The sequence below is a fragment of the Curtobacterium sp. 8I-2 genome (assembly GCF_902506155.1).
Classification (GTDB): Bacteria; Actinomycetota; Actinomycetes; order Actinomycetales; family Microbacteriaceae; genus Curtobacterium; species Curtobacterium poinsettiae.
Genome location: NZ_LR732827.1, coordinates 2,468,405 through 2,493,472, shown reverse-complemented (window position 1 = coordinate 2,493,472; position 25,068 = coordinate 2,468,405). Strand labels below are relative to the sequence as shown.

General features: G+C 70.3%; 27 protein-coding genes. 5 read left to right on the top strand and 22 right to left on the bottom strand.

Going from position 1 to position 25,068, the window contains the following annotated elements:
* Positions 1-28: 28 nt before the first annotated feature.
* From frr to BOSE127_RS15575, 5 genes are all read right to left on the bottom strand, one after another.
* Positions 29-583 (bottom strand): ribosome recycling factor, encoded by a 555-nt coding sequence (gene frr, locus BOSE127_RS15595; RefSeq protein ID WP_017888240.1) that lies wholly within the window; start codon positions 581-583, stop codon positions 29-31.
* Between the two features lie 47 nt (positions 584-630).
* Entirely contained in the window at positions 631-1,350 is a 720-nt protein-coding gene (gene pyrH / locus BOSE127_RS15590) for a UMP kinase (protein ID WP_017888241.1), read from the bottom strand.
* A 127-nt stretch (positions 1,351-1,477) separates the two neighbouring features.
* The gene (gene tsf / locus BOSE127_RS15585; protein WP_027465873.1) at positions 1,478-2,305 is read right to left on the bottom strand and encodes a translation elongation factor Ts; all 828 of its coding nucleotides are present in this window, start codon (positions 2,303-2,305) and stop codon (positions 1,478-1,480) included.
* Positions 2,306-2,392: 87 nt separating this feature from the next.
* Positions 2,393-3,319: a 30S ribosomal protein S2 gene (gene rpsB / locus BOSE127_RS15580; RefSeq protein WP_017888243.1), complete on the bottom strand. Its 927-nt coding sequence runs from the start codon at positions 3,317-3,319 to the stop codon at positions 2,393-2,395.
* Between the two features lie 321 nt (positions 3,320-3,640).
* Positions 3,641-5,083, bottom strand: a complete 1,443-nt coding sequence (locus tag BOSE127_RS15575) for a sugar porter family MFS transporter (RefSeq protein WP_236559574.1) — start codon at positions 5,081-5,083, stop codon at positions 3,641-3,643.
* A gap of 317 nt (positions 5,084-5,400) precedes the next feature.
* Between BOSE127_RS15575 and BOSE127_RS15570 the strand changes: the two genes are divergently transcribed.
* Positions 5,401-5,988 carry a M23 family metallopeptidase gene (locus tag BOSE127_RS15570; protein WP_159557915.1) on the top strand — a complete coding sequence of 196 codons (588 nt, stop codon included), beginning with the start codon at positions 5,401-5,403 and terminating at the stop codon, positions 5,986-5,988.
* A gap of 39 nt (positions 5,989-6,027) precedes the next feature.
* On the opposite strand, the gene BOSE127_RS15565 is transcribed toward BOSE127_RS15570, so the two are convergent.
* From BOSE127_RS15565 to rplS, 9 genes are all read right to left on the bottom strand, one after another.
* A complete protein-coding gene (locus BOSE127_RS15565) occupies positions 6,028-6,960 on the bottom strand; it encodes a tyrosine recombinase XerC (RefSeq protein ID WP_236559573.1) in 933 nt (310 codons plus the stop codon).
* A gap of 25 nt (positions 6,961-6,985) precedes the next feature.
* A complete protein-coding gene (gene dprA / locus BOSE127_RS15560) occupies positions 6,986-8,221 on the bottom strand; it encodes a DNA-processing protein DprA (protein WP_159557913.1) in 1,236 nt (411 codons plus the stop codon).
* Positions 8,221-9,744: a YifB family Mg chelatase-like AAA ATPase gene (locus BOSE127_RS15555; RefSeq protein WP_017888248.1), complete on the bottom strand. Its 1,524-nt coding sequence runs from the start codon at positions 9,742-9,744 to the stop codon at positions 8,221-8,223. Before BOSE127_RS15555 ends, dprA begins: the two co-directional genes overlap by 1 nt.
* Complete coding sequence (locus BOSE127_RS15550; protein WP_042539661.1) at positions 9,741-10,130, bottom strand: YraN family protein; 390 nt, start codon at positions 10,128-10,130, stop codon at positions 9,741-9,743. Before BOSE127_RS15550 ends, BOSE127_RS15555 begins: the two co-directional genes overlap by 4 nt.
* A gap of 151 nt (positions 10,131-10,281) precedes the next feature.
* On the bottom strand, positions 10,282-10,632 hold the full coding sequence (locus BOSE127_RS15545) for a histone-like nucleoid-structuring protein Lsr2 (protein WP_017888250.1): 351 nt from the start codon (positions 10,630-10,632) through the stop codon (positions 10,282-10,284).
* Between the two features lie 114 nt (positions 10,633-10,746).
* Positions 10,747-11,070 (bottom strand): DUF2469 family protein, encoded by a 324-nt coding sequence (locus tag BOSE127_RS15540; protein WP_017888251.1) that lies wholly within the window; start codon positions 11,068-11,070, stop codon positions 10,747-10,749.
* Between the two features lie 12 nt (positions 11,071-11,082).
* Positions 11,083-11,823, bottom strand: a complete 741-nt coding sequence (locus BOSE127_RS15535) for a ribonuclease HII (RefSeq protein ID WP_159557911.1) — start codon at positions 11,821-11,823, stop codon at positions 11,083-11,085.
* Entirely contained in the window at positions 11,820-12,563 is a 744-nt protein-coding gene (gene lepB / locus BOSE127_RS15530; protein WP_017888253.1) for a signal peptidase I, read from the bottom strand. The genes BOSE127_RS15535 and lepB overlap by 4 nt, the downstream gene beginning before the upstream one ends.
* Before the next feature lie 123 nt (positions 12,564-12,686).
* On the bottom strand, positions 12,687-13,043 hold the full coding sequence (rplS, locus tag BOSE127_RS15525; RefSeq protein WP_017888254.1) for a 50S ribosomal protein L19: 357 nt from the start codon (positions 13,041-13,043) through the stop codon (positions 12,687-12,689).
* Between the two features lie 168 nt (positions 13,044-13,211).
* Between rplS and map the strand changes: the two genes are divergently transcribed.
* Positions 13,212-13,994, top strand: coding sequence for a type I methionyl aminopeptidase (gene map / locus BOSE127_RS15520; protein ID WP_159557909.1), 783 nt, complete (start codon positions 13,212-13,214; stop codon positions 13,992-13,994).
* 170 nt (positions 13,995-14,164) lie between these two features.
* On the opposite strand, the gene trmD is transcribed toward map, so the two are convergent.
* The 5 genes from trmD to BOSE127_RS15495 form a co-directional block, all read right to left on the bottom strand.
* Positions 14,165-14,857 (bottom strand): tRNA (guanosine(37)-N1)-methyltransferase TrmD, encoded by a 693-nt coding sequence (trmD, locus tag BOSE127_RS15515; protein ID WP_017888256.1) that lies wholly within the window; start codon positions 14,855-14,857, stop codon positions 14,165-14,167.
* Positions 14,858-14,862: 5 nt separating this feature from the next.
* A complete protein-coding gene (gene rimM, locus BOSE127_RS15510) occupies positions 14,863-15,408 on the bottom strand; it encodes a ribosome maturation factor RimM (RefSeq protein WP_200942672.1) in 546 nt (181 codons plus the stop codon).
* A gap of 19 nt (positions 15,409-15,427) precedes the next feature.
* On the bottom strand, positions 15,428-15,664 hold the full coding sequence (locus BOSE127_RS15505) for an RNA-binding protein (protein WP_017888258.1): 237 nt from the start codon (positions 15,662-15,664) through the stop codon (positions 15,428-15,430).
* A gap of 3 nt (positions 15,665-15,667) precedes the next feature.
* Positions 15,668-16,081 carry a 30S ribosomal protein S16 gene (gene rpsP / locus BOSE127_RS15500; protein ID WP_017888259.1) on the bottom strand — a complete coding sequence of 138 codons (414 nt, stop codon included), beginning with the start codon at positions 16,079-16,081 and terminating at the stop codon, positions 15,668-15,670.
* A gap of 164 nt (positions 16,082-16,245) precedes the next feature.
* Positions 16,246-18,381 (bottom strand): oxidoreductase, encoded by a 2,136-nt coding sequence (locus BOSE127_RS15495; protein WP_159557907.1) that lies wholly within the window; start codon positions 18,379-18,381, stop codon positions 16,246-16,248.
* Between the two features lie 71 nt (positions 18,382-18,452).
* Here BOSE127_RS15495 and BOSE127_RS15490 point away from each other — a divergent pair, with 71 nt between their 5' ends.
* A complete protein-coding gene (locus BOSE127_RS15490; RefSeq protein WP_017888262.1) occupies positions 18,453-19,592 on the top strand; it encodes a glutamate--cysteine ligase in 1,140 nt (379 codons plus the stop codon).
* A gap of 204 nt (positions 19,593-19,796) precedes the next feature.
* On the opposite strand, the gene ffh is transcribed toward BOSE127_RS15490, so the two are convergent.
* Together ffh and BOSE127_RS15480 are read right to left on the bottom strand one after the other, a co-directional pair.
* Positions 19,797-21,347, bottom strand: a complete 1,551-nt coding sequence (gene ffh / locus BOSE127_RS15485; RefSeq protein ID WP_159557905.1) for a signal recognition particle protein — start codon at positions 21,345-21,347, stop codon at positions 19,797-19,799.
* 44 nt (positions 21,348-21,391) lie between these two features.
* On the bottom strand, positions 21,392-22,042 hold the full coding sequence (locus tag BOSE127_RS15480; RefSeq protein WP_159557903.1) for a hypothetical protein: 651 nt from the start codon (positions 22,040-22,042) through the stop codon (positions 21,392-21,394).
* An 84-nt stretch (positions 22,043-22,126) separates the two neighbouring features.
* On the opposite strand from BOSE127_RS15480, the gene lipB reads away from it, so the two are divergent.
* On the top strand, positions 22,127-22,858 hold the full coding sequence (gene lipB / locus BOSE127_RS15475; RefSeq protein ID WP_140448183.1) for a lipoyl(octanoyl) transferase LipB: 732 nt from the start codon (positions 22,127-22,129) through the stop codon (positions 22,856-22,858).
* On the top strand, positions 22,855-23,838 hold the full coding sequence (gene lipA / locus BOSE127_RS15470) for a lipoyl synthase (protein WP_042539671.1): 984 nt from the start codon (positions 22,855-22,857) through the stop codon (positions 23,836-23,838). The genes lipB and lipA overlap by 4 nt, the downstream gene beginning before the upstream one ends.
* A gap of 79 nt (positions 23,839-23,917) precedes the next feature.
* Here the strand turns inward: lipA and BOSE127_RS15465 are convergent, their stop codons facing one another.
* Positions 23,918-24,943 (bottom strand): TerC family protein, encoded by a 1,026-nt coding sequence (locus tag BOSE127_RS15465; protein ID WP_017888267.1) that lies wholly within the window; start codon positions 24,941-24,943, stop codon positions 23,918-23,920.
* Positions 24,944-25,068 lie beyond the last annotated feature (125 nt).

The following is a 25,068-nucleotide window of genomic DNA, read 5'->3' as shown; positions in this document are numbered from 1 at the left end:
CGGTCATCGCCCTGGTCGGAGCGACGCATCAGACCTCGAGGAGTTCGGCTTCCTTCTTCTTCAGCGCGTCGTCGATCTGGTCGACGTGCTTCTTCGTCAGGCCCTCGAGGTCCTTGTCGCCACGCGAGATCTCGTCGTCGGAGATCTCACCCTTGAGCGCGTCGAGGTCGTCCTTGGCCTTGCGGCGGATGTTGCGGATGACGACCTTGTGGTCCTCGCCCTTCGTCCGCACGAGCTTGACGAACTCCTTGCGGCGGTCCTTGGTGAGCTCGGGGATCGTCACGCGGACGATGTCGCCGTCGTTCGTCGGGCTGGCACCGAGGTTCGGGAACGTCGCGATGGCGCGCTCGATCTCCTTGAGCGCCGACTTGTCGTACGGCGTGACGATGAGCGTTCGGGCCTCGGGCGTCTGCAGCGACGCGAGCTGCGCGAGCGGCGTCGGGGTGCCGTAGTACTCGACCGGGATCTTCTGGAAGAGCGCCGCGTTGATGCGGCCGGTGCGGACGGTCGAGAAGTCGTCCTTGGCGACCTCGACAGCCTTCGCCATCTTCTCGGTGGCTTCGGTCAGGACATCACTGATCACGGTGTTACTCCTTCGGTACTGGCGTCGAGTCTAGTCAGCGCCGGGGGTCAGTTGCTGACGACGGTGCCGATGCGCTCGCCACGGATGGCGGCCTGGACGTTGCCGTCGCCCTCCATGCCGAAGACGTGCATCGGCATGCCGTTGTCCATGCAGAGCGAGAACGCGGTGGCGTCGACGACCTTGAGGCCCTTGAGCAGTGCGTCCTGGTAGGTCACGTGGTGCAGCTTCTCGGCCGAGGCGTCCTTCTTCGGGTCGGCGGTGTACACGCCGTCGACGCCGTTCTTGGCGACGAGGACCTCGTCGGCCTTGATCTCGAGCGCACGCTGCGCCGCCACCGTGTCGGTGGAGAAGTACGGCAGACCGGCGCCGGCACCGAAGATGACGACCCGGCCCTTCTCGAGGTGCCGCTCGGCCCGCCGCGGGATGTACGGCTCGGCGACCTGGGTCATCGCGATGGCGGACTGCACGCGCGTCGCGGCGCCGGCCTGCTCGAGGAAGTCCTGCAGCGCGAGCGCGTTCATCACCGTGCCGAGCATGCCCATGTAGTCGGCGCGTCCGCGGTCCATGCCGCGCTGCGAGAGCTCGGCGCCACGGAAGAAGTTGCCTCCGCCGACGACGATCGCGATCTCGACCTCGCGCGCGGCGACGGCGATCTCCTTGGCGATGGTGCCGATCACGTCGGGGTTCACCCCGAGGGAGCCGGCGCCGAACGCCTCTCCCGACAGCTTCAGCAGAACGCGGCGTCGTCCGGTCTTCTCGTCGGTCATCTGGTCCGCACCCTTCGTCGTGGTCTCGTGGAAATGTACTCGCGGATGTGTCGCGCGCGTGTCGTGTCGGTGCGCGCGAAAAACGGGGCCAGGAACCTCGTTGGTTCCTGACCCCGTCACGGGTTCGTTACGCGCCGACCTTGACGCGGGCGAAGCCCTGGATCGTGATGCCGGCGTTCTCGGCGGCCTTCGCGACGGAGATCTTGTTGTCCTTCGCGTAGTCCTGGTCGAGGAGCGACACCTGCTTGATGTAGGCGTTCACCCGACCCTCGACGATCTTCGGGAGGGCAGCCTCGGGCTTGCCCTCTTCGCGCGTGATCGCCTCGACGGTCGCACGCTCCTTCTCGATGGCCTCGGCCGGGACCTCGTCGCGGGTCAGGTACGTCGGGTTCGCGAACGCGACGTGCTGGGCGATCGAACGCGCCTCGGCGGCGTTGTCACCCTCGTACGCGATGACGACGGCGATCTGCGGCGGCAGGTCCTGGCTGGTCTTGTGCAGGTAGATCTCGAAGGCCGAGCCCTCGACACGGCGGACCGTGCGGACCTCGAGCTTCTCGCCCAGCGCGGCAGCGGACTCGTTGACGACCTCGAGGACGGTCTTGCCGTCCAGCGGTGCAGCGTTCGCGGCGGCGACGTCGGCGGCACCGGCAGCGGCGACCGCACCCAGCACCTTGTCGGCGAGGGTCGTGAACTTCTCGTTCTTGGCGACGAAGTCGGTCTCGCTCGCGAGCTCGACGACCGTGGCGGCGCCGTTCTCGGAGGTCGCGACGACGACGCCTTCGGAGGTGGCTCGGTCGTCGCGCTTGGCGACGGCCTTGGCACCCTTGATGCGGAGCAGCTCGACGGCCTTGTCGTAGTCGCCGTCGGCCTCGACGAGCGCGTTCTTCGCGTCCATCATGCCGGCGCCGAGGTCCTCGCGGAGCTTCTTCACGTCAGCAGCGGTGAAGTTTGCCATTGACTGGAGTCCTTTCTGGACTGTACGTGTGTGGAGAGTGGAGTGCAGTCGGGGCGCCGGACCCGGTGGGTCCGACGCCCCGGCAGCTCACTCGGCGGGGGTGGTCTCCGCGGCTGCCTCGGCCTCGGCCGTCGGCTCCGCGTTCTTCGCCTCGTCGGCGATCGGCTCGCCGATCTCCTTCGCGGCGACCTGCGCGTCAGCGTTGTTCTCCTCGACGGTCGCACCCTCGGGGGCGGCGTCGGCGGACGGGGTTGCCGTCTCGCCACCGAGGAGCTCCTGCTCCCACTCGGCGAGGGGCTCGCTGGCCTCGTCCTCGTCGCCACCGTTGTGGCGGGTCTTCAGGCCCTCGGCCGCGGCGTCGGCGACGATGCGGGTCAGGAGACCGACGGAGCGGATCGCGTCGTCGTTGCCCGGGATCGGGTACGTGATCTCGTCGGGGTCGCAGTTGGTGTCGAGGATGCCGATGATCGGGATACCGAGCTTCTGCGCCTCGTCGACGGCGAGGTGCTCCTTCTTGGTGTCGACGATCCAGAGCGCGCTCGGGGTCCGCGTGAGGTTGCGGATACCACCGAGGGTCTTGTGGAGCTTGTCCAGCTCGCGCTTCTTGATGAGGAGCTCCTTCTTGGTGAAGCCCTTCGTCGTGTCGTCGAAGTCGATCTCCTCGAGCTCCTTCATGCGCGCGAGGCGCTTGGAGACCGTCTGGAAGTTCGTGAGCAGACCGCCGAGCCAACGCTGGTTGACGTACGGCTGGCCGACGCGGGTCGCCTGCTCGGCGATGGAGCCCTGGGCCTGCTTCTTGGTGCCCACGAAGAGGATCGTGCCACCGTGCGCGACCGTCTCCTTGACGAAGTCGTACGCGCGGTCGATGAAGGCCAGCGACTGCTGCAGGTCGATGATGTGGATGCCCGAGCGCTCGGCGAGGATGAAGCGCTTCACCTTCGGGTTCCACCGACGGGTCTGGTGTCCGAAGTGGACGCCGCTGTCGAGCAGCTGGCGGATGGTGACGACGGCCATGTGCCGTCCTCCTTCTGTGTTCTCGGCGCGCAGCCGTGCTCTCGCACGTCGCTGCGGACCTGTTGCGGTTGTGTCGATCGCGACCGTCGGTCGTGATCCCTGGTGTCCTGGCACGCGACCGCCCGCTCGTGAGAGCGGGACCGGTGGTCGGGTACCGAGCCGATGAGGGCCTGGTGGACACGCGAAGTCAGCGCGCATCAGCACGCTGCTGGATAGATGCTAACAGAAGGGAGGCCCGGATCACGCGCGCCTCGCGGCTGACGTGATCCGGGCCTCCTGTCCGGTCGATCCGGCGGATCCCCGCGGATCCGGCCGTCCTGATCAGGCCTTGGCGTCCACCGTGTCGCCGTCGGCGGAGATGCCCATCTCCTCGAGCGAGCGGCCCTTCGTCTCCGGGATCTTCGCGATGACGAAGAAGAGCGACAGCAGCGCGAACAGCGCGTAGATGCCGTAGGTGACCGTGAGGTTGAAGCCCGAGAGCACCGGGAACGAGATCGTCACGATGAAGTTCGCGATCCAGTTGGCGGCGGAACCGATCCCCAGCGCCGTGGCACGGATGCGGTTCGGGAACATCTCACCGAGCAGGACCCACATCAGCGGACCCCAAGTAGCGCCGAAGGACACCACGAAGAGGTTCGCGAAGATCAGCGCGATGACGCCCCACGAGCCGGGGAGGCTCGGGCTGCCGTCGACGATCGTCGCCTGCGAGAACGCGATGGCGACCATGGTGAGCGAGACGAACATGCCCGCGGAACCCGCGACCAGCAGCGGCTTGCGGCCGACCTTGTCGACCAGGAAGATCGCGATGAAGGTCACGGCGACGTTGACCACCGAGGTGATCGTGGAGATGAGGAACGAGTCCTCCTCCTTGAATCCGACCGCCTGCCAGAGCGTCGTCGAGTAGTAGAAGATCACGTTGATGCCGACGAACTGCTGCATCACCGCCAGGATGATGCCCACCCAGACGATCGGCTGGAGCCCGAAGCGGTTGCCCCGGATGGAGCCCTTCTTCTCGCTGGCTTCCTTCTTGATGCCGTCCTGGATCTCCTCCAGGCTCGTGTTCACGGTGTCGCGCGGCACGATCTTGCCCATCACCACGCGCGCGTCGTCGTCCCGCCCCTTGGTGAGCAGGTACCGCGGGGACTCCGGCAGCGTGATCGCCAGGACGCCGTAGACGACCGAGGGGATCACCCCGACCAGGAACATCCAGCGCCAGGCAGCCAGGCCCCAGACCTCGGCCGACGCGCTGCCCGCGGTCACGGCGAAGAGCTGGTCGGACAGGAGCGCGGCGAAGATACCGAGCGTGATCGCGAGCTGCTGGAACGAGGCCAGCCGCCCGCGGATCGCCTTCGGGGAGACCTCGGAGATGTACGCCGGTGCGATGACCGAGGCGGTACCGATGCCGAGACCGCCGACGAGACGCCAGACCACGAGGTCCCACGTGGCGAACGCGAACGCCGATCCGATCGACGAGACGAAGAACAGCACGGCGGCCCAGAACATGATCCGGGTGCGGCCGTAGCGGTCGGCGAGACGGCCCGCGAAGTAGGCGCCGAACGCGCAGCCGATCAGGGCCGAGGCGACCGCGAAGCCGCTGGCCGCGTCGGAGAGGTTGAACTCACCCTTGATCGCGTCGACGGCGCCGTTGATGACGGACGAGTCGAAGCCGAACAGGAAGCCACCGACCGCCGCCGCGATGGCGAACAGGGTGACCTTCCCCTTGAACGCACGGTCTTCGCCGTGCCCGGTGGTCGTGGTGGACACGATGCTCCTGGGTTCTGCCGCCGTGCCGGTGTGCAGCACGGTGCCCCGGCGGTCGGCTGGTTCGCCGTCCGAGCGGCGTTGCGTGTTCCGGAGCGGCCCCGACTGTACTCCTCGCCCGGGATGTGGTCATAACCGGGTGCGAGATCGGGACGACTGGTCGGCGTGCCGACGCGGAACGACGGTGTCGCTGTCGGACGACGTCGACTCCGTCGCATCGGCCGTCGCGTCGTTCCTCCCCAGGCCTGGAGGCGCGACTCCCCCTCCACGGATCGCCCCGTGTCCGCCACGGGGCCGGTTCCACGGCCGAGGCTGGGGACATGCGATCGAGCTCCCGTCCCGTCCTGCTGTCCGTGGTGTGCGCGGCGGTGCTGTGCCTAACGGCGGCGTTCGATGCGGGGGTGTTCGGGGCGGCGACGTTCGGTGCTGCGCCGTCGTCGGGGGCCGGGCCGTCGGTGACTCCTGCGGCCGACGCGGACCGAGCCGAGGCCCGCTGGGCCTGGCCGACCGGGTCACGGGTGGTCGAGCGTGCGTGGGAGGCGCCGTCCTCCGACTACGCCGCCGGCCACCGCGGCATCGACGTCCCCGCGGCCCTGGGGACGACCGCGTCGGCGGTGGCGGACGGCACCGTGGCGTTCGCCGGCGCGGTCGGCGGCCGCACCGTCGTGACGATCGACCACGGCAGCGGGCTGGTCAGCACGCTCGACTCGGTGACGCCCCTGGTCGCCGCCGGTGACGAGGTCGTGCAGGGCGATGCAGTCGGGCGCGTCTCGGTCGGGCACTGTCCGGCGACGGCACCGTGCCTCCACCTGGGTGCGCGGGTCGACGGTCGCTACGTCGACCCGATGCCGTACCTGCCGCCTGCCGAGTGGCCGGTGCTGCTGCCCGAGTCGGCGTGGCCCGGCTGAGTCCACCGGCGACCGAGCGTCAGGGACGTCAGCGCAGCGTCAGGCGCGCGGGTGCGCCGTCCGGTAGACCTCGCGCAGCCGCGCCGACGACACGTGGGTGTAGATCTGCGTCGTCCCCAGGCTCGCGTGCCCGAGGAGTTCCTGCACCGCACGCAGGTCTGCTCCCCCGTCGAGCAGGTGCGTCGCCGCGGTGTGCCGGAACGTGTGCGGCCCGCTCGGGCCCTCGCCCGGCAGGTCGCCGAGCAACCGGGCCACCACGCGGTACGCACTCCGGACGCCGAGTCGGGCGCCACGGTCGCCGAGGAACAGCGCCGTGCTCGCCGGGCCGTCGCTCCGAGCGGCGAGGGCGGGCCGTCCGCGCTCCAGCCATGCCTCGAGCGCGTCCCGCGCCGGAACGCCGAACGGCACCACGCGTTCCTTGCCGCCCTTGCCGAGGACCCGCACGGTCAGGCGTCCGCGATCGACGTCGGTCACGTCGATCCCGACGAGTTCGCTGACCCGGATGGCGGCCGCGTACAGGAGCTCGACGAGGGCCAGGTCCCGCAGCGCCGTCGGGTCGTCCGTCGCGGCCCGGGCACCGAGCCCGTCGAGCAGGGTGCGCACCTGGTCGGCGGACACCACTCGGGGCAGGTGCGCTCCACCCTTCGGCGCACGGAGCCGGACCCCGGCATCCGTCGGGGTCACCCCGGTCTCGCTCGCCCACCGGGTGAACGCCCGCACGGACGAGGACCGTCGGGCGATGGTCGACCGGGCCAGCCCCCGCTGGTCGGCGTCCCAGAGCCAGTCACGCAGGAGCTCCAGCTCGACGTCGGCGACGCGGTCGACGCTGCGGCCGCCCGCGAAGGTGACGAGCTGCTCGAGGTCGTTGGCGTACGCGCGGAGGGTCTGCTCGCTGAGGCCCCGCGCGTGCCGCGCGTGTCCGAGGAAGGCGTGCACCGCCGCCTCGAGTCGATCGTCCGTCCGCGAAGCCACGACGTCAGCGTACGGCTGCAGACCGTCATGCCCGCCCCCACCCGCCGCCGCTCGGGACGACGAGCCCCTGCAGCTGCGCCAGCGCGAGCGCGTCGGCGACGTCCGCCGTCGACATCCCGGCTCGGCGGGCGATCTCGGCTTCGGGAAGCGCACGACGGCCGAGCGCGTCGAGGACCCGGACCACCTCGGGGTCCTGCCTGCCGGACAGCAACGGCTCGTCCGGCACCGCTCCCCCACAGGTCCCGGACACCGCACGGATCGCCGCGACCGGATCGCCGGGGTGCACGACGATCTCCGCCCGCCCCTGCGCGATGAGCCGGTGGCATCCGACCGACGCCGAGGACGCGAAGGCTCCGGGCACGGCGAACACCGGCCGCCCGAGCTGCGCGGCGTGGTGAGCGGTGTTGAGCGCCCCGGAGCGAGCACCGGCCTCGACCACCACCGTGACGTCGGCCAGCGCGGCGATCAGCCGGTTCCGAGCGAGGAAACGCCACCGCGTCGGTCGCGTCCCCGGTGCCGACTCGGCGAGCAGGGCGCCCTGCCGTGCCACGTTGTGGAGCAGCTGCGCGTTGCCCACCGGGTAGAGCTGGTCGATGCCACCGGCCAGGACCGCGATCGTGGGTGTTCCGGCAGCGACGGCCACGCGGTGCGCCACGGCGTCGATGCCGTAGGCGCCACCGCTGACGACGCGGAATCCGGCGTCCACCGCCGTCGAGGTGATCTCCGCGGTCGCCTCGGCACCGGCCACCGTGTTCGCCCGGGACCCCACGACCCCGAGCACCGGCGTCCCGTCGCCGAGGCGGACGCCGGGGCTGCGCGTCCACAGGACCACCGGGGTGTGCGGCCCGAGGTCGTCCAGCGACGAGGGCCACCCGTCGCTCTCCGGGACGAGCAGACCGGCGCCGACCGCACCGGCGGCCGCGAGGACGTCGCCCACCTCGACGCTGGCCAGCCGGGGCCGCCAGCGCTCCACCGCGGTCCGCAGCACCCCGAGCAGCACCGCGGGGTCCTCGGCTCCGGGGACCTCGGCCTCGACGCAGTCCCCCAGCAGCGCGTCGTGGTCGCCGTCCGCGGCGAGCAACACCCCACCGAGTGCGCGCTCCGGCCCGAGCCCGGCGAGGAGCTCGCCGGCGACGGAGTCCCCGGGTTCGACGATGGCCGACCACGCGACCCGTGCCGCGGCCTGCACCGGGTCGACCGCGGCGCCGCTGCGTCCCAGCAGGCGCGCCACGGTGTCGAGGAGCTCCGTGCCCGCCGGCATCACAGCGCGCTCCGCAGGGCCAGGGCACCCCGGATGTGCTCACCCGTGGGCCGGTCGACGGCATCGAGGTCGGCGAGCGTCCACGCCAGTCGCATCACGCGGTCCCAGCCGCGCATCGTCAGGGTGCCGAGGTCGAGTGCACGGTCGAGGTCCGCGGTCGACCCGGGTTCGATGCGCCCGTCGGCGCGGAGCCAGGTCCCGGTGACCTCGGCGTTGCGGGACCATCCCGTCCCGTGCAGCCGCTCCGCCATGCGGGCCCGCGCTGCCGCGACCGCTGCACGTGCGACCGCCGTGGTCGGCGTGCTGCCGTCCGCGGCGCGCATCCGCCCCGTCGTCACCCGGGGCACGAGCACGCGGATGTCCATGCGGTCGAGCAACGGCCCGGACATCCGCCCGAGGTACCGGCGAACGGTGCTCGGCGAGCACTCACAGGGTTGCCCGTGGGCACCACCGGCGTTCCCGCACGGGCAGGGGTTCGCCGCGAGGACGACCTGGCAGCGTGCGGGGAACTCGGCGGCGCCCGCCGCCCGGTGGACGGTGATCCGACCGGACTCGAGCGGTTGCCGGAGCGCGTCGAGCACGGCCCGGGGGAACTCCGGCGCCTCGTCGAGGAACAGGATGCCCCCGGTGGCGCGCGACACGGCCCCCGGACGCAGCACCCCCGACCCACCGCCGATGAGCGAGACAGCCGAGGCGGAGTGGTGCGGGGCTTCCCACGGTGGCTTCGTGCTCCAGGACGCGGGGCCGAGTCCGGCGACGGACCGGACCGCGGCGACCTCGAGCGCGGTCTCGTCGTCCAGGTCCGGCAGCAGCCCGGGCAGCCGCTCGGCGAGCATCGTCTTGCCGGCACCCGGCGGCCCGAGCAGCAGCGCGTGGTGTCCCCCGGCCGCCGCCGCGATCACGGCACGGACCCCGACCGGGTTCCCCACGACGTCGGACAGCTCGGCCACGGGACGCGGCACCGACGGGATCGGGACCGGCAGCACCGGGTCGACCTCGACCTCCGGCAGGAGCGCCCCGGCGTCGATGGCCGCCGCCCGCAGCGAGTCCACACCCCGGACCCGCACACCGCTGACGACACGGGCCTCGGTCAGGTTGCCGACGGGCAGCACCACGCGGTCGACACCGGCGTCGCGCGCGGCGATGAGCATCGGGATCACCCCGGGGACCGGACGCACCCGACCGTCGAGGCCGAGCTCGCCGATGTACACGACACGCTCCGAGACGTCCGGCGCGAGTCCCGCGCCGGCGAGCACCGCCATCGCGATGGCCAGGTCGAACCCGGAACCGCGCTTCGGGATCGCAGCGGGGGTCAGGTTCACGGTGATCCGACGGGCGGGCAAGGGGCACCCCGCGTTCGCGGCCGCGGATCGCACGCGTTCCCGCGCCTCGCCCAACGAGGTGTCGGGCAGCCCGATGATGCTGAACGCCGGGAGCTGACTGGTGAGGTGGGCTTCGACTTCGATGCAGCGGCCGGTGACCCCCAGCAGCGCGACCGCGGCCGCGCGGCCGATGCCGGTCACAGCACGCCTGCCAGGTGTTCGACGACGATGCGGGGTCCGTCGACGTGGACCGCGACGACGTCCACGCGGACCGCACGTGCCGAGACCTCGGGATGCGCGTCGAACCACTCGGGGACGAGCCGACGCATCCGGGTGAGCTTCGCTGCGGTGATCGCCTCGAACGGGTGCCCGGTCGCCGCACCGGACCGGGTCTTCACCTCGATGAACGCGAGCGTGCAGGAATCCCACGCGACGATGTCGATCTCCCCGCGCGCACATCGCCAGTTCCGTTCGAGGACGCGGAATCCCCGAGCCTCGAGCCAGACCACCGCACGTTCTTCACCGAATCGCCCGAGTCGTCCGTTCCGGAGCGACCGCCCCGGTGGGCGTTGCACCTGTTGTTCCATGTCGTTGCCTCCACGACAACGATCTCGGGAACGAACAACCACATCAGTGACGATGCAGAATCTGTGGAATCAGTGCGAGCAGATAGCCCCTGTGGAGGAAAGAAGAAGGACCCGGGCGATCGAGATCACCCGGGTCCTGCTGCGGCGAGCGTCAGTGCGCTGCTGCGTACGCTTCCTGCACCTGCGTCGAGATACGACCACGGGACGAGACTTCGTACCCGTTCTCCTTGGCCCACTCGCGGATCTTGCCGAGCTCTTCCGAGTTGCCGCGCTTGGGTGCGGACTTCGGGGCGGAACCGCCACCGGTCCGACGACCGGAGACCTTGCGCGCCGCGGCGATGTAATCGGAGATCGCCTCGCGGAACTTGTCGACGTTGTCGTTCGACAGGTCGATCTCGTACGACGAGCCGTCGAACGCGAATTCGACCGTCCGGCCTTCACCGGTGGTGATGGGGGAATCGTCGAGGTCGTCGACGAGCTGGACGGTGACCTTCTGTGCCATGGGGTGCTCCTGTTCGTGGGGCGGTTAAATCCCCATCACAATAGCGCGAACAATTCCACGGCGCTTCGGATCACCGGCGATTCACCGAGAAAGCAGCAGAATGAAAAGCGACGATCACTCGTCGAGTGCGAGTTCCTTCGGCAGTTCGAGTTCCCGCGTCGTGAGCTCCTCGACATTCACGTCCTTGAACGTGAGCACGCGGACACCCTTGACGAACCGGTCGGAACGGTAGACGTCCCAGACCCAGACGTCGTTCATGGTCAGTTCGAAGTAGAAGTCGTGCTCCGTGTCACGGCGCACGAGTTCGACCTCGTTCGCCAAGTAGAAACGGCGCTCCGTCTCGACCACGTAACGGAACTGCGAGACCACGTCTCGGTACTCGCGGTACAGGGCCAGCTCGACCTCGCGGTCGTAGTCGTCGAATTCGTCCTCATCCATTGCGCCCACAGTCTACGGCGACGGACGCCCGAGCGGAGGACCGGTGAGGGCCGCGGGGGCGTCGAGTGCGTCGAACCCGTCCAGCGCGACGCTCGAGGCCTGGTGCAGCCACGACTTCCGGTGCAGGGTGTGCGCCCCGACCGTCCGGATCGCGTCGTAGTGCGCCGTCGACCCGTACCCCTTGTTCGACACCCAGCCGTAGTGCGGAGCGTCGTCGTGCGCCGTGATCATGACGGCGTCACGCGCGACCTTGGCCACCACGGACGCCGCGGCCACCGAGGCGCAGTCGCGGTCGGCCTTGACCCGCACGACGACCTCGAGCGGTTCCGTCGCCGGCCGGAGGGATTCGGGGATGGCCCTGCTCAACCAGTCGAACGAGCCGTCGAGCACGACCACTGCGCCGTCGAGGGACACCCCGTCTGCGACCAGGGAACCGAGCGCCTGCGCCCCGGCAGCACCGAGGGCGGGGACGATGCCCTGCTGGTCGACGAACTCCGCCGAGGCCATGCCGACCGCTGTCCGCGCCCAACGCTGCACGACGGGCACCAGGTCGGTCCGGCGCGCTTCGGAGAGCAGCTTCGAGTCGGCGAGCCCCTGGGGCACACGTCCGATGTCGAGCGTCACCGCGGCCACTCCGACCCCGACAGGACCGGCGATGGCGCCACGGCCGACCTCGTCCATGCCGATCACGGTCACGCGGCCCTCGGCCAGCAGCCGTTTCTCGACCCGGAGCGACGGACGGACGGCGGTCACTCGTCGCGCTCCTCCACGCCGGCGAACACCTCGGGGTGGTCGTCGAGCCAGGTCCACCGGCTCGCCGGCCAGGAGATGACGAACGCGCGGCCGGTGACGTCGGACATCGGGACGAAGCCCTTCGACGGGGTGTCACCGTTGTACCGGGAGTCCTTCGAATCGTTCCGGTTGTCGCCCATCACCCAGATGGTGCCCTTCGGCACGGTCACCGAGAAATCGGTCGCCGAGGCCGGGGCACCGGCGGGCAGCTTCAGGTACGGCTCCTTGATGGGGACGCCGTTGACGGACATCTGCCCGAGGTCGTTGCAGCACGACACCTTGTCACCCGGCAGCCCGATGACGCGCTTGATGAGGTGGTCGTCGCTGTCCCCCGTGCCGAGCCCGACCTGCGTCAGGGCCCAGTCGATGGCCTTGGCGGGCTGCGTGTCCGGCGTGACGTTCGGCACGTCGGAACCGGTGAGCCATCCGCCCGGGTCCTTGAAGACGACGACGTCCCCCCGCTTCAGCGCCACGGTTCCGGGAACGAGCTCGTTGACGATCACGCGGTCGTTGATCTGCAGCGTGTTCTCCATCGACGCCGACGGGATGTAGAACGACCGGATCAGGAACGTCTTCACCAGGAACGACACGAGGAGTGCCGCGATGAAGATGATGACGAGGTCGCGGAGGAATGTGAGGACACCGTTCCGTTGCTTCTCGGCACGTGGCCTGCGCCCCGAATCGTCTGTCGTGTCCGTCATTTCCGCTCTCGTTCGAACCGCTCGCTCTGCCGCAATGGGAAGAGCCCCCCGTCGATGCACAACCGTACATGGACGAGGGGCTCGCAGCGTCGTCCGGCTCGCGGACGTTCACTGTGAAGGCGATCAGGCGTCGCGCTTCTCCTTGATCTTGCGGCGAGCCGCCTTGCCGCGGAGCTCGCGCAGGTAGTAGAGCTTCGCACGACGGACGTCACCCTTGGTGACGATCTCGATGTGGTCGATGATCGGCGAGTGCACCGGGAACCAGCGCTCGACGCCGACCTGGAAGCTCACCTTGCGGACCTTGAAGGTCTCGCCGATGCCGTGGCCCTGACGGCCGATGACGACACCCTGGAAGACCTGGATACGCGAGCGCGTGCCTTCGATGATGTTGACGTGCACCTTGATGGTGTCGCCGGGACGGAAGTCCGGGACGTCGGTCCGCAGCGATGCTGCGTCGACGTTGTCGAGGAGCTGGCTCATGGTGGGTTTCACTCTCTGCGGACGCACACGGGTCGCCGCGGATAGAAGGTTCGGAAAGTGGTGGTGCGTGCCCGGTGTCGGCGACTCCCCCGTGGCAGAGTCCAGCCAGGGCACAGCGTTCAATACTGCCACAGAGAGCGCGCGAGGCAAAACGACGAGGATGGACCCATGATCGAACTCCGCACCCCCGCCGAGCTGGACGGCCTGCGTGTCGCCGGCCGGTTCGTCGCCGACGTGCTCGACGAACTGCTCGAGACGGTCGACGTCGGCGTGAACCTGCTCGACCTCGACCGCGTCGCGGCCCGGATGATCGCCGAGCGCGCGGCCGAGAGCTGCTACGTCGACTACCACCCGTCGTTCGGGATGTCGCCGTTCGGCAAGAACCTCTGCACGTCGGTCAACGACGCCGCCCTGCACGGCCTGCCGCACGACTACGCGCTGCAGGACGGCGACCTGGTGAGCCTGGACTTCGCCGCGAGCGTCGACGGTTGGGTCGCGGACTCCGCCGTCAGCGTCCAGGTCGGGACGCCGCGTGCCGAGGACCAGGCCCTGATCGCCACCGTCGAGCGGGCGTTGGCGGCCGGCATCGCCCAGGCCGCCCCCGGCAACAAGCTCGGCGACGTCTCGCACGCCATCGGACACGTCGCGCACCAGGCCGGTCACGACGTCAACCTGCAGTTCGGCGGGCACGGCGTCGGCCGCACGATGCACGGGGACCCGCACGTGCCGAACGACGGCCGTCCGGGCCGCGGGCTCAAGCTCCGGCCGGGGCTGGTCGTCGCCATCGAACCGTGGCTCATGCAGACGACCGACGAGCTCTCCCAGGACGACGACGGCTGGACCCTGCGCAGCGTCGACGGCTCGCGCGCTGCGCACGTCGAGCACACCGTGGCGGTCACCGAGGCCGGACCCGAGGTCCTGACCCTGCGTCGCGCCCAGCGCGACCAGTAGCGGGCCTGGAGGCGCGGCACCAGCTGGCACCGCGCCTCCAGTCCGTCACGCGTCGCCCCCACCCCACCGAGGCGACAGACCTCGCGGGCCGCGGACCGTCAGAACAGCGAAAGCGACAGGTGTCCGCGGATGTTCCGCGGACGTCTGTCGCTTTCCCAGGACGGGTCGCGCTACGCGTCGGGCAGCAGGTCCGGACGGACGCGCCGCGTCCGCTCCAGCTGCTGCTCGTGCCGCCAGGCACCGACGCGGGCGTGGTGCCCGCTGAGCAGGACGTCGGGGACGTCCAGGCCGCGCCACGACGCGGGCTTGGTGTACGAGGGGTACTCGAGCAGACCGTCCTCGTGGGACTCCTCGACCAGTGACTCGGGGTTGCCGACCACGCCGGGGACCAGTCGACCGACGGCCTCGATGATCGCCATCGCGGCGACCTCGCCACCGTTCAGCACGTAGTCACCGAGGGAGAGCTCGACGACGGTGGCGCGCGATGACGCCCACTCGAAGACGCGGGCGTCGATGCCCTCGTACCGCCCGCAGGCGAACACGAGGTGGTCGGACGTCGACGCGAGCGAGCGCGCGATCGACTGCGTGAAGGGGGTGCCGGCCGGCGTCGGGACCACCAGGGTCGACGAGCCGTCGGGGCGGAAGAGCGCTTCGAGCGCCTGCGCCCACGGTTCCGGCTTCATCACCATGCCGGCGCCACCGCCGTACGGGGTGTCGTCGACGGTGCGGTGCCGGTCGGTGGTCCACGACCGCAGGTCGTGCACGTGCAGGTCGAGCAGGCCGCCGGAGCGCGCCTTGCCGAGCAGGGACACGTCCAGCACGGAGAAGAACTCCGGGAAGATCGTGACGATGTCGATCCGCACGGCAGCTAGTCCGTGACCGTCTCGGGGCGCGAGGTGTCCTCGGGGTCCTCGAACAGGCCCTGCGGCGGCGTGACCGTGACGGTGCCGGCAGCGATGTCGACCGCGGGCACGATGGCGGAGACGAACGGCACGAGGACCTCGCCGCGGGTCGGCGTGTCGATCGCGAGCAGGTCCTGCGCGGGCATGTGGTCCACACGGGCGACGGTGCCGACCTCGGCGCCGTCGCGCAGGACCTTCAACCCGACGAGCTGGTGGTCGTACCAGGCGTCGTCCTCACCGGTCTCGGCGTCGGCGTCCTGCTCGACCCAGAGGATGATGCGTGCCAGGGACTCGGCGCCGGTGCGGTCGTCTATCCCGGCGAAGAACGCGACGGGGTGACCGTTGTACCAGCGGAGTTCGTCCAGCTCGAGGGTCTTGCCCGACCACGGAGAGTCGTCGGGGACCTGGAGCGTGAAGGTGGCGCCCGGGGTGAACCGACGATCCGGGTCGTCGGTGTAGAGCTCGAGCTTGATGCCGCCCTTGAGCCCGTGCGCCTTCGTGATTCGACCCACCCGGAGCTGGGTCGTCTCCCTAGGAATCGGTGTCCACCACGTCGACCCGCACGCGCTTGCCGTCGGCCAGGGCCGTGACGAGGGTGCGGAGCGCCTTGGCGGTGCGCCCGGCGCGACCGATCACGCGGCCGAGGTCCTCGGGGTGCACACGCACCTCGAGGACCTCGCCGCGTGGGGAGGTGGAGCTGGCGACGCGCACGTCGTCAGGGTGATCGACGATCCCCTTGACGAGGTGCGTCAGCGCGGATTCGAGCAAGGACTACGCCTCGGTCGTCTCGTCGGCGGTCTCGGCGTCGTCGGCCTTGGCGGCGGGAGCCGTCTTCTCCGACTTCGGCTTGAGGACGGCCTTCTTCGAGGAGTCGACCTGGAAGGCCTGCTTCGGCTCGGCCACCTTGACCTTGGACTCGGTGTCCTTCTCGCCCTTGAACTTGGCCCAGTCGCCGGTCAGCTTGAGGAGGGCCGCGACCTGCTCGGTCGGCTGCGCGCCGACGCCGAGCCAGTAGAGCGCACGCTCGGACTCGATCTTGATGACCGAGGGCTCCTCGGTGGGGTGGTACTGACCGATCTCCTCGAGGACACGACCATCGCGCTTGGTGCGCGAGTCGGCGACGACGATGCGGTAGTAGGGCGCACGGATCTTACCGAGACGCTTCAGACGGATCTTGACAGCCACAATTGCTCCTGTTTGCTTTCGTTGTGGTTGAACTGGAACCGCGGGCGTGGGGGCACACACGGCGAAAGCTCGAGAGAGATCGCTCACAGCTGGATAGAGGGTCGAGCTGCGGCGATTCGACCGTTCATTCTTGCAGATTCCCGGCCGTGATGCGAGCCGACTCGCTACGGGGCGAGGCGCCGCACCGCTTCGAGGGCTTCGGACGTCGCCCGGACCGCGTCCACGCTCCGTGCGTCCCGCGCGCCGCCGACGACGGCGTACGGCACGCCGGCGGCCTGGAGGCCCGTGGCGACTCCGTCGGGAGCGTCACCCTCGGCGTCGCTCGCCCGCTCCTGCCCGGCGCAGACCACGACGGTGTCCGCCGGCACGCCGACCTCGTCCCCGTGCTCGTCGCGTATCCAGAGCACCCCGGGTTCGATGCGCAGGTACTCCTGCACGCCGCCGACCATCCGCACGCCGGCGTCGCGCAGCCGACCGATCGCGACCCACCGCGAGGTGATGCCGATCCCGTGGCCGAACTTGCCCGATCGGCGGAGCACCGTCACGTCCGGCCCCGGTCGGGTGGTGCGCGGTGCCGCGGGGAGCCGCTGCGGGACGTCGCCGACGAGTTCCTCGGACACGTCGAGGTCCCAGCGCGCCGCGAACCCGGCGGCCCGGACGGCCTCGTCGGGCGACTCGGTCAGGAACGCCGCGGTGTCCACCCCGATGCCGCCGCCGCCGATGATCGCGACGGTGCCCTCGGGGACGCCGTCCCGCAGCGCCCGCTCGTAGGACAGCACGTGCGGCAGGTCGCTGCCGGGGACGTCGATGCTCCGCGGGACCACCCCGGCCGCGAGCACGACGGCGTCGCTGTCGACGAGGTCCCGAGCCGTGGCCGGGCGTCCGAGGTGGATGGTCGCGCCCCGCTCCTCGAGCTCCGTGCGGGCGGACCGCACCGTGGCGGCGTAGTCCTCCTTCCCCGGGACGAGTGCGGCGAGGCCGAACTGGCCGCCGAGACGGTCGGACGCCTCCCAGAGGGTGACCTCGTGGCCGCGGCGGGCGGCGTCCACCGCCGCGGCGAGCCCGGCCGGACCGCCGCCGACGACGTCGACGCGCTTCGGGTCGGCCGTCGGGCGTGCGGGGAACGCGACCTCGCGGCCGGCGCGGGGGTTCACCAGGCACGACACCGGTGCGCCGATGATCGACCGGTCGAGGCACGCCTGGTTGCAGCCGATGCAGGTGTTCACGAGGGCGAACCGGCCGGCCAGGGAGCGGTCGACGAGTGCGGGATCGGCCAGGAACGGTCGGGCGAGGGCGACGGCGTCGAGCAGGCCGTCGGCGAGCACCGCCTCGCCGTCCCGCAGGTCCGTCATCCGGTTCGAGGCGATCACGCGGACGTGCGGGTGCGGGGACGCGCGCACCACCCCGGCGATCCGGGACGCGTACGCCAGCCAGGCCCCGTGCGGCACCGCGGCCTGCACCGTCGGGGTGCGGGACTCGTGCCAGCCGATGCCGACCGAGATGCCGTCGAGCCCGAGCGGCAGCAGGTCGTGCACGAGTGCGTCGACCTCGTCGTCGGTCGAGGAGCCGGGCATCAGGTCGGCGCCGGACAGCCGGATCGTCACGGCGAGGTCCGGGACGGCGGTGCGCACGGCCCGGACGACCTCGATCGCGAACCGCCGACGACGTGCTGCGTCGCCGCCCCACTCGTCGTCGCGCAGGTTCGTCAGCGGCGACTGGAACTGGTTGATCAGGTACCCCTCGGACGCCATGATCTCCACGCCGTCGAACCCGATCGCGCGGGCGGTGCGGGCAGCGGCGGCGAAGTCCTCGATGGTCCGCTCGACCTCGGCCGCCGTCAGCGCGGTCGGCACCACGCCCCGGGCGGCTGCCCACGGCAGGGCCGAGGGCGCCACGACGCGCTGCGGGTCCCCGTGCCGGTCGACCATCCCCGACGCCAGGGCGTACCGACCGGCGTGGAACAGCTGCGCCAGGATCGTCCCGCCCTCGTCGTGCACGGCCTGCACCGCGACCCGGAACCGCTCGTCGGCTCCCCCGACCCCGAACACCGCGAAGTCCGGACCACCGCGGGCCTCGTCGTTGACCGCGATGCCGCCGGTGATGATGCACGCGGCTCCGCCAGCTGCACGCTCCCGGTAGAACGCAGCCATGCCGGCACCACCGTCGTCCTGCACCTCGAGCCCGGTGTGCATCGACCCCATCACCACCCGGTTCGGCAGGTGCAGGGGCCCGAGGGTCCAGGGTGACGCCACGCTCCGGAGCGACTCCGGGACGACGGGGGCGGAAGCGACGCTGCTCATGCGCCCATTCTGCGGGGTCCGTGCGACCGGCGGACGGATCGTTGTGCGTGTCCGACAACGTTCCGGGCAGGATGGACGGCATGGACATCCGCTTCACCGAGTCCCGCCCGTCGACCATCGGCGTCGAGTGGGAACTCCCGCTGGTCGACCTGTCGACCGGCGACCTCGCGCCACGCGCCCCCGCCGTCATCGCCGCCGTGCACGAGCGGCTCGGTGACGCCGACCGCGTCACCGAGGAGCTGCTGACCAACACGGTCGAAGTCGTGTCGAGCGTCCACGATCGGGTGGGTGCGGCGACGAGCGAGCTGTCCGGCATCATCGGCGAGGTCATCGACGCCGCCGAACCGCTCGACGCCCAGGTGATGTGCTCCGGCACGCACCCGTTCGCCGTCTGGGACCAGCAGGAGATCACCCCGGACAGCGAGCACTACACGACCCTGATCGACCGCACCCGCTGGTGGGGACGCCAGATGCTCATCTGGGGAGTGCACGTGCACGTCGGCATCGACGACCGCGACAAGGCGGTCCCGATCATGAACGCGATGCTCGCCTACGTCCCGCACCTGCAGGCGTTCACGGCGTCGAGCCCGTTCTGGGGCGGGACCGACACCGGGTACGCCTCGAACCGTGCGCTCATGTTCCAGCAGCTCCCGACCGGTGGACTCCCACCGCAGCTCGGTGCCTGGGCGAACTTCGAGGAGGTCGTGGGCGACCTCACGCACACCGGCGTCATCGACAGCGTGAAGGACCTGCGCTGGGACATCCGCCCCTCGCCCGGCTGGGGCACCCTGGAGAACCGCGTGTCCGACGGCATCTCGACCCTGCACGAGGTCGGTGCCGTCACCGCGCTGGTGCAGTGCCTGGTCACCGCGTGCTCGGACCGGCTCGACGCCGGTGAGACCCTGCCGACGATGCAGCCGTGGTTCATCCGCGAGAACAAGTGGCGCGCGGCCCGCTACGGCATGGAGGCCGAGATCATCACGAACGTCGCCGGTGACGAGCGGCTCGTGACCGACGAGGTGCACGACCTGGTGCAGCGGCTCGACCCGATCGCGGAGCGGCTCGGCTGCCAGGACGAACTGCACCACCTCGACACGATGATCGAGCGCGGCGCCTCGTACCAACGGCAGCTGCAGGTCGCGCGCGAGAACGGCGGCGACCTGCGCGCGGTGGTCCGCCACCTGGTCACGGAGTTCCGCGACGCGCTCTGACGCACCCACTCGGACCGGGTGTACCCGGTCGAATCGGGCGTGCGATGGGAAGGAACGTCGCGACGCGACCGGACGACGGACGGGAGGCCCGGTGCCAGCTGGCTCCGTCCCTCGCAGGCTCGGTCAGCGCGCCCCGCGTGCCGCTGGCGCGTCACGCTGAGCGGAGCGCGCCCGTCCGTCAGGTGGTCGGGATCGCGAGCCGCGTCAGCGACCCAGGAACTTCTGCAGCGACGCGAGCTCTTCCTCGGTCGGCGCCTTGGAACCCTTGGCACCACCGAGACCGAGGCCAGAGCCCTGCGGGGCCTGCTGCGGTGCAGCCGCGGCACCGGCCGCGAGGGCCGCGCGCTTGGCCGGGTTGCCGACCTTCGACTTCTTCTTGCCACCCTGCTGCTGCTTCTTGCCGCCGTGCATGCCCGGGATCGGACCCATGCCCGGCATCTGCGGCACGCCACCGCGGGCGACGGTCTTCATCATCTTGGCGGCCTGCTCGAACCGGTTCACCAGGGCGTTGACCTCGGTGACGGTCGATCCGGCGCCGCGCGCGATGCGCAGACGACGCGAACCGTTCAGCAGCTTCGGGAGCTCGCGCTCCTGGGGCGTCATCGACTGGATGATCGCCTCGGTGCGGACGATCTCGCGCTCGTCGAAGTTGTCGAGCGCCTCGCGCATGCCCTTGGCGCCCGGGAGCATGCCGAGCATGCCCTTGATGGAGCCGGCCTTGCGGAGCTGCTGCATCTGCTGCAGGAAGTCGTTCAGCGTGAAGTTGTCGGTCGCGATCTTGTCCGCGACCTTGCGCGCCTCTTCCTCGTCGAAGGCACCCTGCGCCTGCTCGATGAGGGACAGGATGTCGCCGAGGTCGAGGATCCGGCTCGCCATGCGGTCCGGGTGGAACGGCTCGAAGTCGTCGAGCGACTCACCCGTCGACGCGAACATGATCGGGCGGCCGGTCACGCTGGCCACCGACAGGGCAGCACCACCGCGGGCGTCACCGTCGAGCTTCGACAGCACGACACCGGTGAAGTCGACGCCTTCCTGGAACGCGCGGGCCGTGTTGACGGCGTCCTGACCGATCATCGCGTCGATGACGAACAGGACCTCGTCCGGGTCGACGGCCTTGCGGATGTTCGCCGCCTGCTTCATCAGCTCGGCGTCGACACCGAGACGACCGGCGGTGTCCACGATGACGGTGTCGTACTGCTGGTCGATCGCGGCCTTGATGGCGTTCTTGGCGACCTTGACCGGGTCACCGACACCGTTGCCGGGCTCGGGCGCGAAGACGTGCACGCCGGCCTGTTCGCCGACCACCTGCAGCTGCTGCACGGCGTTCGGTCGCTGCAGGTCCGCCGCGACGAGCATCGGGGTGTGGCCGTCCTTCTTGAGCCACTTGCCGAGCTTGCCGGCCAGGGTCGTCTTACCGGCACCCTGCAGACCCGCGAGCATGATGACCGTCGGCGACTTCTTCGCGAACTCGAGCCGTCGCTGCTGCCCGCCGAGGATGCCGACGAGTTCCTCGTTGACGATCTGGACGACCTGCTGCGCCGGGTTGAGCGCGCGGTTGACCTCGTCGGAGAGGGCACGCTCGCGCACCGAGGCGGTGAACGCCTTGACGACCTCGAGCGCGACGTCGGCGTCGAGGAGGGCCCGCCGGATCTCGCGGACGGTGCCGTCGACGTCGGACGGAGTCAGCCGACCCTTGCTCCGCAGATTGCGGAAGGTCTCGGTCAGCCGATCGGAGAGTGAGCCGAATTGCGCCATGATCCATCGATTCTACAAGGCTCGCGCAGGCCGCACCGGTCCGTTCACCGCAGGAGGACACCCTCGGTCAGTTCGAGCGGTGCCCCGAGGCCCAGGTCGACGACCACCGGCGCGATCGACGGACTCCGGTCACCGGTCGGGAACCAGCGCCGGTCGGGCGACACCAGGATCACGAGGCCGTCCACGTCGCCGACCGCGGCGAAGGACTCCCCCGGCGGGTTCGCGTAGGGCTCGAGACCGGCGCGTCGCAGGGCATCGACGGCGCCGAGGACGTCGGGGACGGGGACGCCGACCTCGCTGATGGAGACGAGCGGGACGACCGTGTTCTCGCCCGCGTCTGCGGGCAGGTCCCGCCGCTCGATGAGCTCGAGGAGCTGCTCGTCGGGCCCCTCGAAGTAGACCGACCGCGAGTTCCAGTTCGGCGGCCCCTCGAACTCGTCCTGGTCATCCGTACCGAGCACCGTCGTCAGTCCGGCGATCCAGGCCTTGGCCGCGTCGAACGTCCCAGTGGGGATCGTGATCGCCAGGTGCAGGGCTCCGGTCATCTCGGGCAGTTCACGGAACACGAGGAGCGACGACCCCACGACGACGCGCACCGCGGCGTCGACGATCTCGACCGGACACCCCAGCCGTTCGAAGAACCGGGCGGTGTCGTCGAGCGATCGGGTGGCGAGCTGTACCTGGCGGATGTCCATGTCCCCATCGGAACATCTCAACCATAGTTGAGGTCAAGAGGATGGTTGTTGGACGCCGTCCAGAAACTGTCGTACAGTCGCCGCATGCCGGAACTCGAGATCGTGCACCACCCCGGGCTGCTCGACTACGCCGACGGTCTCGCTCTGCAGCGGGACCTGCACGCCGCCGTCGTCGCAGGCCGTTCCCCCGGAGCCCTCGTGCTGTGCGAGCACCCGTCCGTGTACACCGCCGGACGCCGCACCGAACCCTCCGACCTACCGACGAACGGTGCCCCCGTCGTCGACACCGACCGCGGCGGCCGCATCACCTGGCACGGCCCGGGGCAGCTCGTCGCCTACCCGATCGTCCGACTCGCCGAACCCCTCGACGTCGTCGCCTGGGTGCGCGACCTGGAGCAGGTCATCATCGACGCTGCTGCCGCCGTCGGAGTGCACGCTGAACGGGTCGACGGGCGCAGCGGTGCATGGGTGCCGAGCTCGGACGGCTCCCCCGCCGCCAAGATCGGCGCCATCGGGCTGCACGTCGCCGAGGGCGTGACGAGCCACGGCATCGCGATCAACTGCGACAACGCCCTCGACGCCTACCGAGCGATCGTCCCGTGCGGCATCGCGGACGCCGGGGTCACGACGCTGCGCGCCGCCGCGGCGCACCTGGGGCTCGCTCCCGTGACCGTCGACGACCTCGCACCCCTGGTAGCGCACGGCGTCCAACAGGCCGTCGACGGCATGCACCGCGGCCACCGGATCAGCACGACAGCCCCCAGCACCAGCACGAGCACCAGCAACGCGCCCGCCCGACAGGAGACCCTCGTATGACCCTCGCCCCCGAAGGCCGCCGCATGCTCCGGGTCGAGGCCCGGAACGCCGAGACCCCGATCGAGACGAAACCCGGGTGGATCAAGACCCGCGCCACGCAGGGCCCCGAGTTCCGCGAGCTGTCCGCCCTGGTCAAGGACCAGCAGCTGCACACCGTCTGTCAGGAGGCCGGCTGCCCGAACATCTTCGAGTGCTGGGAGGACCGCGAGGCGACGTTCCTGATCGGCGGATCGCAGTGCACCCGCCGCTGCGACTTCTGCCAGATCGACACCGGCAAGCCGGAACCGCTCGACCGCGACGAGCCCCGCCGGGTCGCGGACTCCGTCGTCTCGATGGGCCTGAAGTACGCCACGGTGACCGGCGTCGCACGGGACGACCTGCCCGACGGCGGCTCCTGGCTCTACGCCGAGACGATCCGGCAGATCCACGAGCACTCCCCCGGCACCGGCGTCGAGATCCTGGTGCCGGACTTCAACGGCCGACCGGACCAGCTCGGCCAGGTGTTCGACGCCCGCCCCGAGGTCTTCGCGCACAACGTCGAGACCGTCCCGAGGATCTTCAAGCGGATCCGACCGGCGTTCACGTTCGAACGCTCCCTGGACGTCATCACCCAGGGCCGCGACGCCGGACTCGTCACGAAGTCGAACCTGATCCTCGGCATGGGCGAGGAGCGCATCGAGATCGAGGACGCCCTGCAGCGCCTGCACGCCGCCGGCACGGACATCATCACGCTGACGCAGTACCTCCGCCCGTCACCGCGGCACCTGCCGGTCGCGCGCTGGGTCAGCCCTGCGGAGTTCGTCGAGCTCCGCCAGCTCGCCGAGCAGATGGGTTTCGCGGGGGTCCTCGCCGGGCCGCTGGTCCGGTCGTCGTACCGGGCAGGCCGGCTGTGGGCACGGGCGACGGTGGCGCGCGGCGGCTCGGTTCCCGAGCACCTGGCCCACCTGCTCGACGCGACCCCCGGTCGCCAGGCCGTCTGACGCTCCGGGCGACGCTCCGGACAGACGCCAGGCGCGGTGCCGGCTGGCACCGCGCCTGGCGTCCGTCAGGTGGTGACGACTACTTCGCGTCGGCTTCCACCGACTCCTTCGGCTCACCCGACGGGGTGAGCCCGCGCTCCTGCCGGCGCTTCGAGACCACGAGCGAGGCGATCGTCGCGACCGTGATCGTCAGGGCGATGAAGCCCAGCGAGAACCAGATCGGGATCTCCGGCGCCCACTCGATGTGCTCGCCACCGTTGATGAAGGGCAGCTCGTTGACGTGCATGGCGTGGAAGACGAGCTTCACACCGATGAACGCCAGGATGACGGCCAGGCCCTGACCCAGGTAGATGAGGCGCTCGAGCAGACCGGCGATCAGGAAGTACAGCTGCCGGAGCCCGAGGAGCGAGAACGCGTTCGCGGTGAACACGATGAAGGCGTCCTGCGTCAGCCCGAAGATCGCGGGGATGGAGTCGAGCGCGAACAGCACGTCGGTGAGGCCGATGGCGACCATGACGAGCAGCATCGGGGTGAACAGGCGCTTGCCGTCGACGCGGGTGGTCAGGCGGTCACCGTCGTAGTGGTCCGAGGTCGGGATGAAGCGCTTGAGGATCCGGATGAGCCGCGAATCGCCCTCGTTGCCGTGGTCGTTGCCGCTGCGGGCCTGCGACCAGGCGAGCCAGAACAGCAGCGCACCGAACAGGTAGAAGACCCACGAGAAGTTCTCGATGATCGTGACGCCGAGGGCGATGAACACACCGCGGGCGACGAGCGCGATCGCGACGCCGACCAGCAGGACCTTCTGCTGGAACTCCTTCGGCACGGCGAAGCTCGACATGATGATGAGGAAGACGAAGAGGTTGTCGACCGACAACGCCTTCTCGGTCAGCCAGCCGGCGAAGTACTCACCACCGGCCTGTCCGCCGCCGAACACCAGGATCCCGATGCCGAACAGGATGGCCAGGCCGATGTAGAAGGCCGACCAGAACGCGGATTCGCGGATGTGGGGCACGTGCGGCGTGCGCACGTGCGAGTAGAAGTCGAACACGAGCAGCGCGAGGATGCCGGCGATCGTGATGAGCCAGACGAAGAGTGGGACGTCCACGGTTTCCTTCAGGTAGGGCGTGCCACTGGTGTGCGGGTACGCCGAGGCCTGAAGGTCTCTTCCGTCGCCCCGCACCGGAACCGGTGCCGCACGACCGGCGCCCCGGGGCCGGATCGTTCCGGACC

What these genes read in the sequence shown, in the direction of transcription:
- pyrH (WP_017888241.1), bottom strand. Translation starts at nt 1,350, where the DNA reads ATGACCGACGAGAAGACCGGACGACGCCGCGTTCTGCTGAAGCTGTCG.
- tsf (WP_027465873.1), bottom strand. Translation starts at nt 2,305, where the DNA reads ATGGCAAACTTCACCGCTGCTGACGTGAAGAAGCTCCGCGAGGACCTC.
- rpsB (WP_017888243.1), bottom strand. Translation starts at nt 3,319, where the DNA reads ATGGCCGTCGTCACCATCCGCCAGCTGCTCGACAGCGGCGTCCACTTC.
- BOSE127_RS15570 (WP_159557915.1), top strand. Translation starts at nt 5,401, where the DNA reads ATGCGATCGAGCTCCCGTCCCGTCCTGCTGTCCGTGGTGTGCGCGGCG.
- dprA (WP_159557913.1), bottom strand. Translation starts at nt 8,221, where the DNA reads ATGCCGGCGGGCACGGAGCTCCTCGACACCGTGGCGCGCCTGCTGGGA.
- BOSE127_RS15550 (WP_042539661.1), bottom strand. Translation starts at nt 10,130, where the DNA reads ATGGAACAACAGGTGCAACGCCCACCGGGGCGGTCGCTCCGGAACGGA.
- BOSE127_RS15545 (WP_017888250.1), bottom strand. Translation starts at nt 10,632, where the DNA reads ATGGCACAGAAGGTCACCGTCCAGCTCGTCGACGACCTCGACGATTCC.
- BOSE127_RS15540 (WP_017888251.1), bottom strand. Translation starts at nt 11,070, where the DNA reads ATGGATGAGGACGAATTCGACGACTACGACCGCGAGGTCGAGCTGGCC.
- lepB (WP_017888253.1), bottom strand. Translation starts at nt 12,563, where the DNA reads ATGACGGACACGACAGACGATTCGGGGCGCAGGCCACGTGCCGAGAAG.
- rplS (WP_017888254.1), bottom strand. Translation starts at nt 13,043, where the DNA reads ATGAGCCAGCTCCTCGACAACGTCGACGCAGCATCGCTGCGGACCGAC.
- map (WP_159557909.1), top strand. Translation starts at nt 13,212, where the DNA reads ATGATCGAACTCCGCACCCCCGCCGAGCTGGACGGCCTGCGTGTCGCC.
- BOSE127_RS15495 (WP_159557907.1), bottom strand. Translation starts at nt 18,381, where the DNA reads ATGAGCAGCGTCGCTTCCGCCCCCGTCGTCCCGGAGTCGCTCCGGAGC.
- BOSE127_RS15490 (WP_017888262.1), top strand. Translation starts at nt 18,453, where the DNA reads ATGGACGGCATGGACATCCGCTTCACCGAGTCCCGCCCGTCGACCATC.
- ffh (WP_159557905.1), bottom strand. Translation starts at nt 21,347, where the DNA reads ATGGCGCAATTCGGCTCACTCTCCGATCGGCTGACCGAGACCTTCCGC.
- BOSE127_RS15480 (WP_159557903.1), bottom strand. Translation starts at nt 22,042, where the DNA reads ATGGACATCCGCCAGGTACAGCTCGCCACCCGATCGCTCGACGACACC.
- lipB (WP_140448183.1), top strand. Translation starts at nt 22,127, where the DNA reads ATGCCGGAACTCGAGATCGTGCACCACCCCGGGCTGCTCGACTACGCC.
- lipA (WP_042539671.1), top strand. Translation starts at nt 22,855, where the DNA reads ATGACCCTCGCCCCCGAAGGCCGCCGCATGCTCCGGGTCGAGGCCCGG.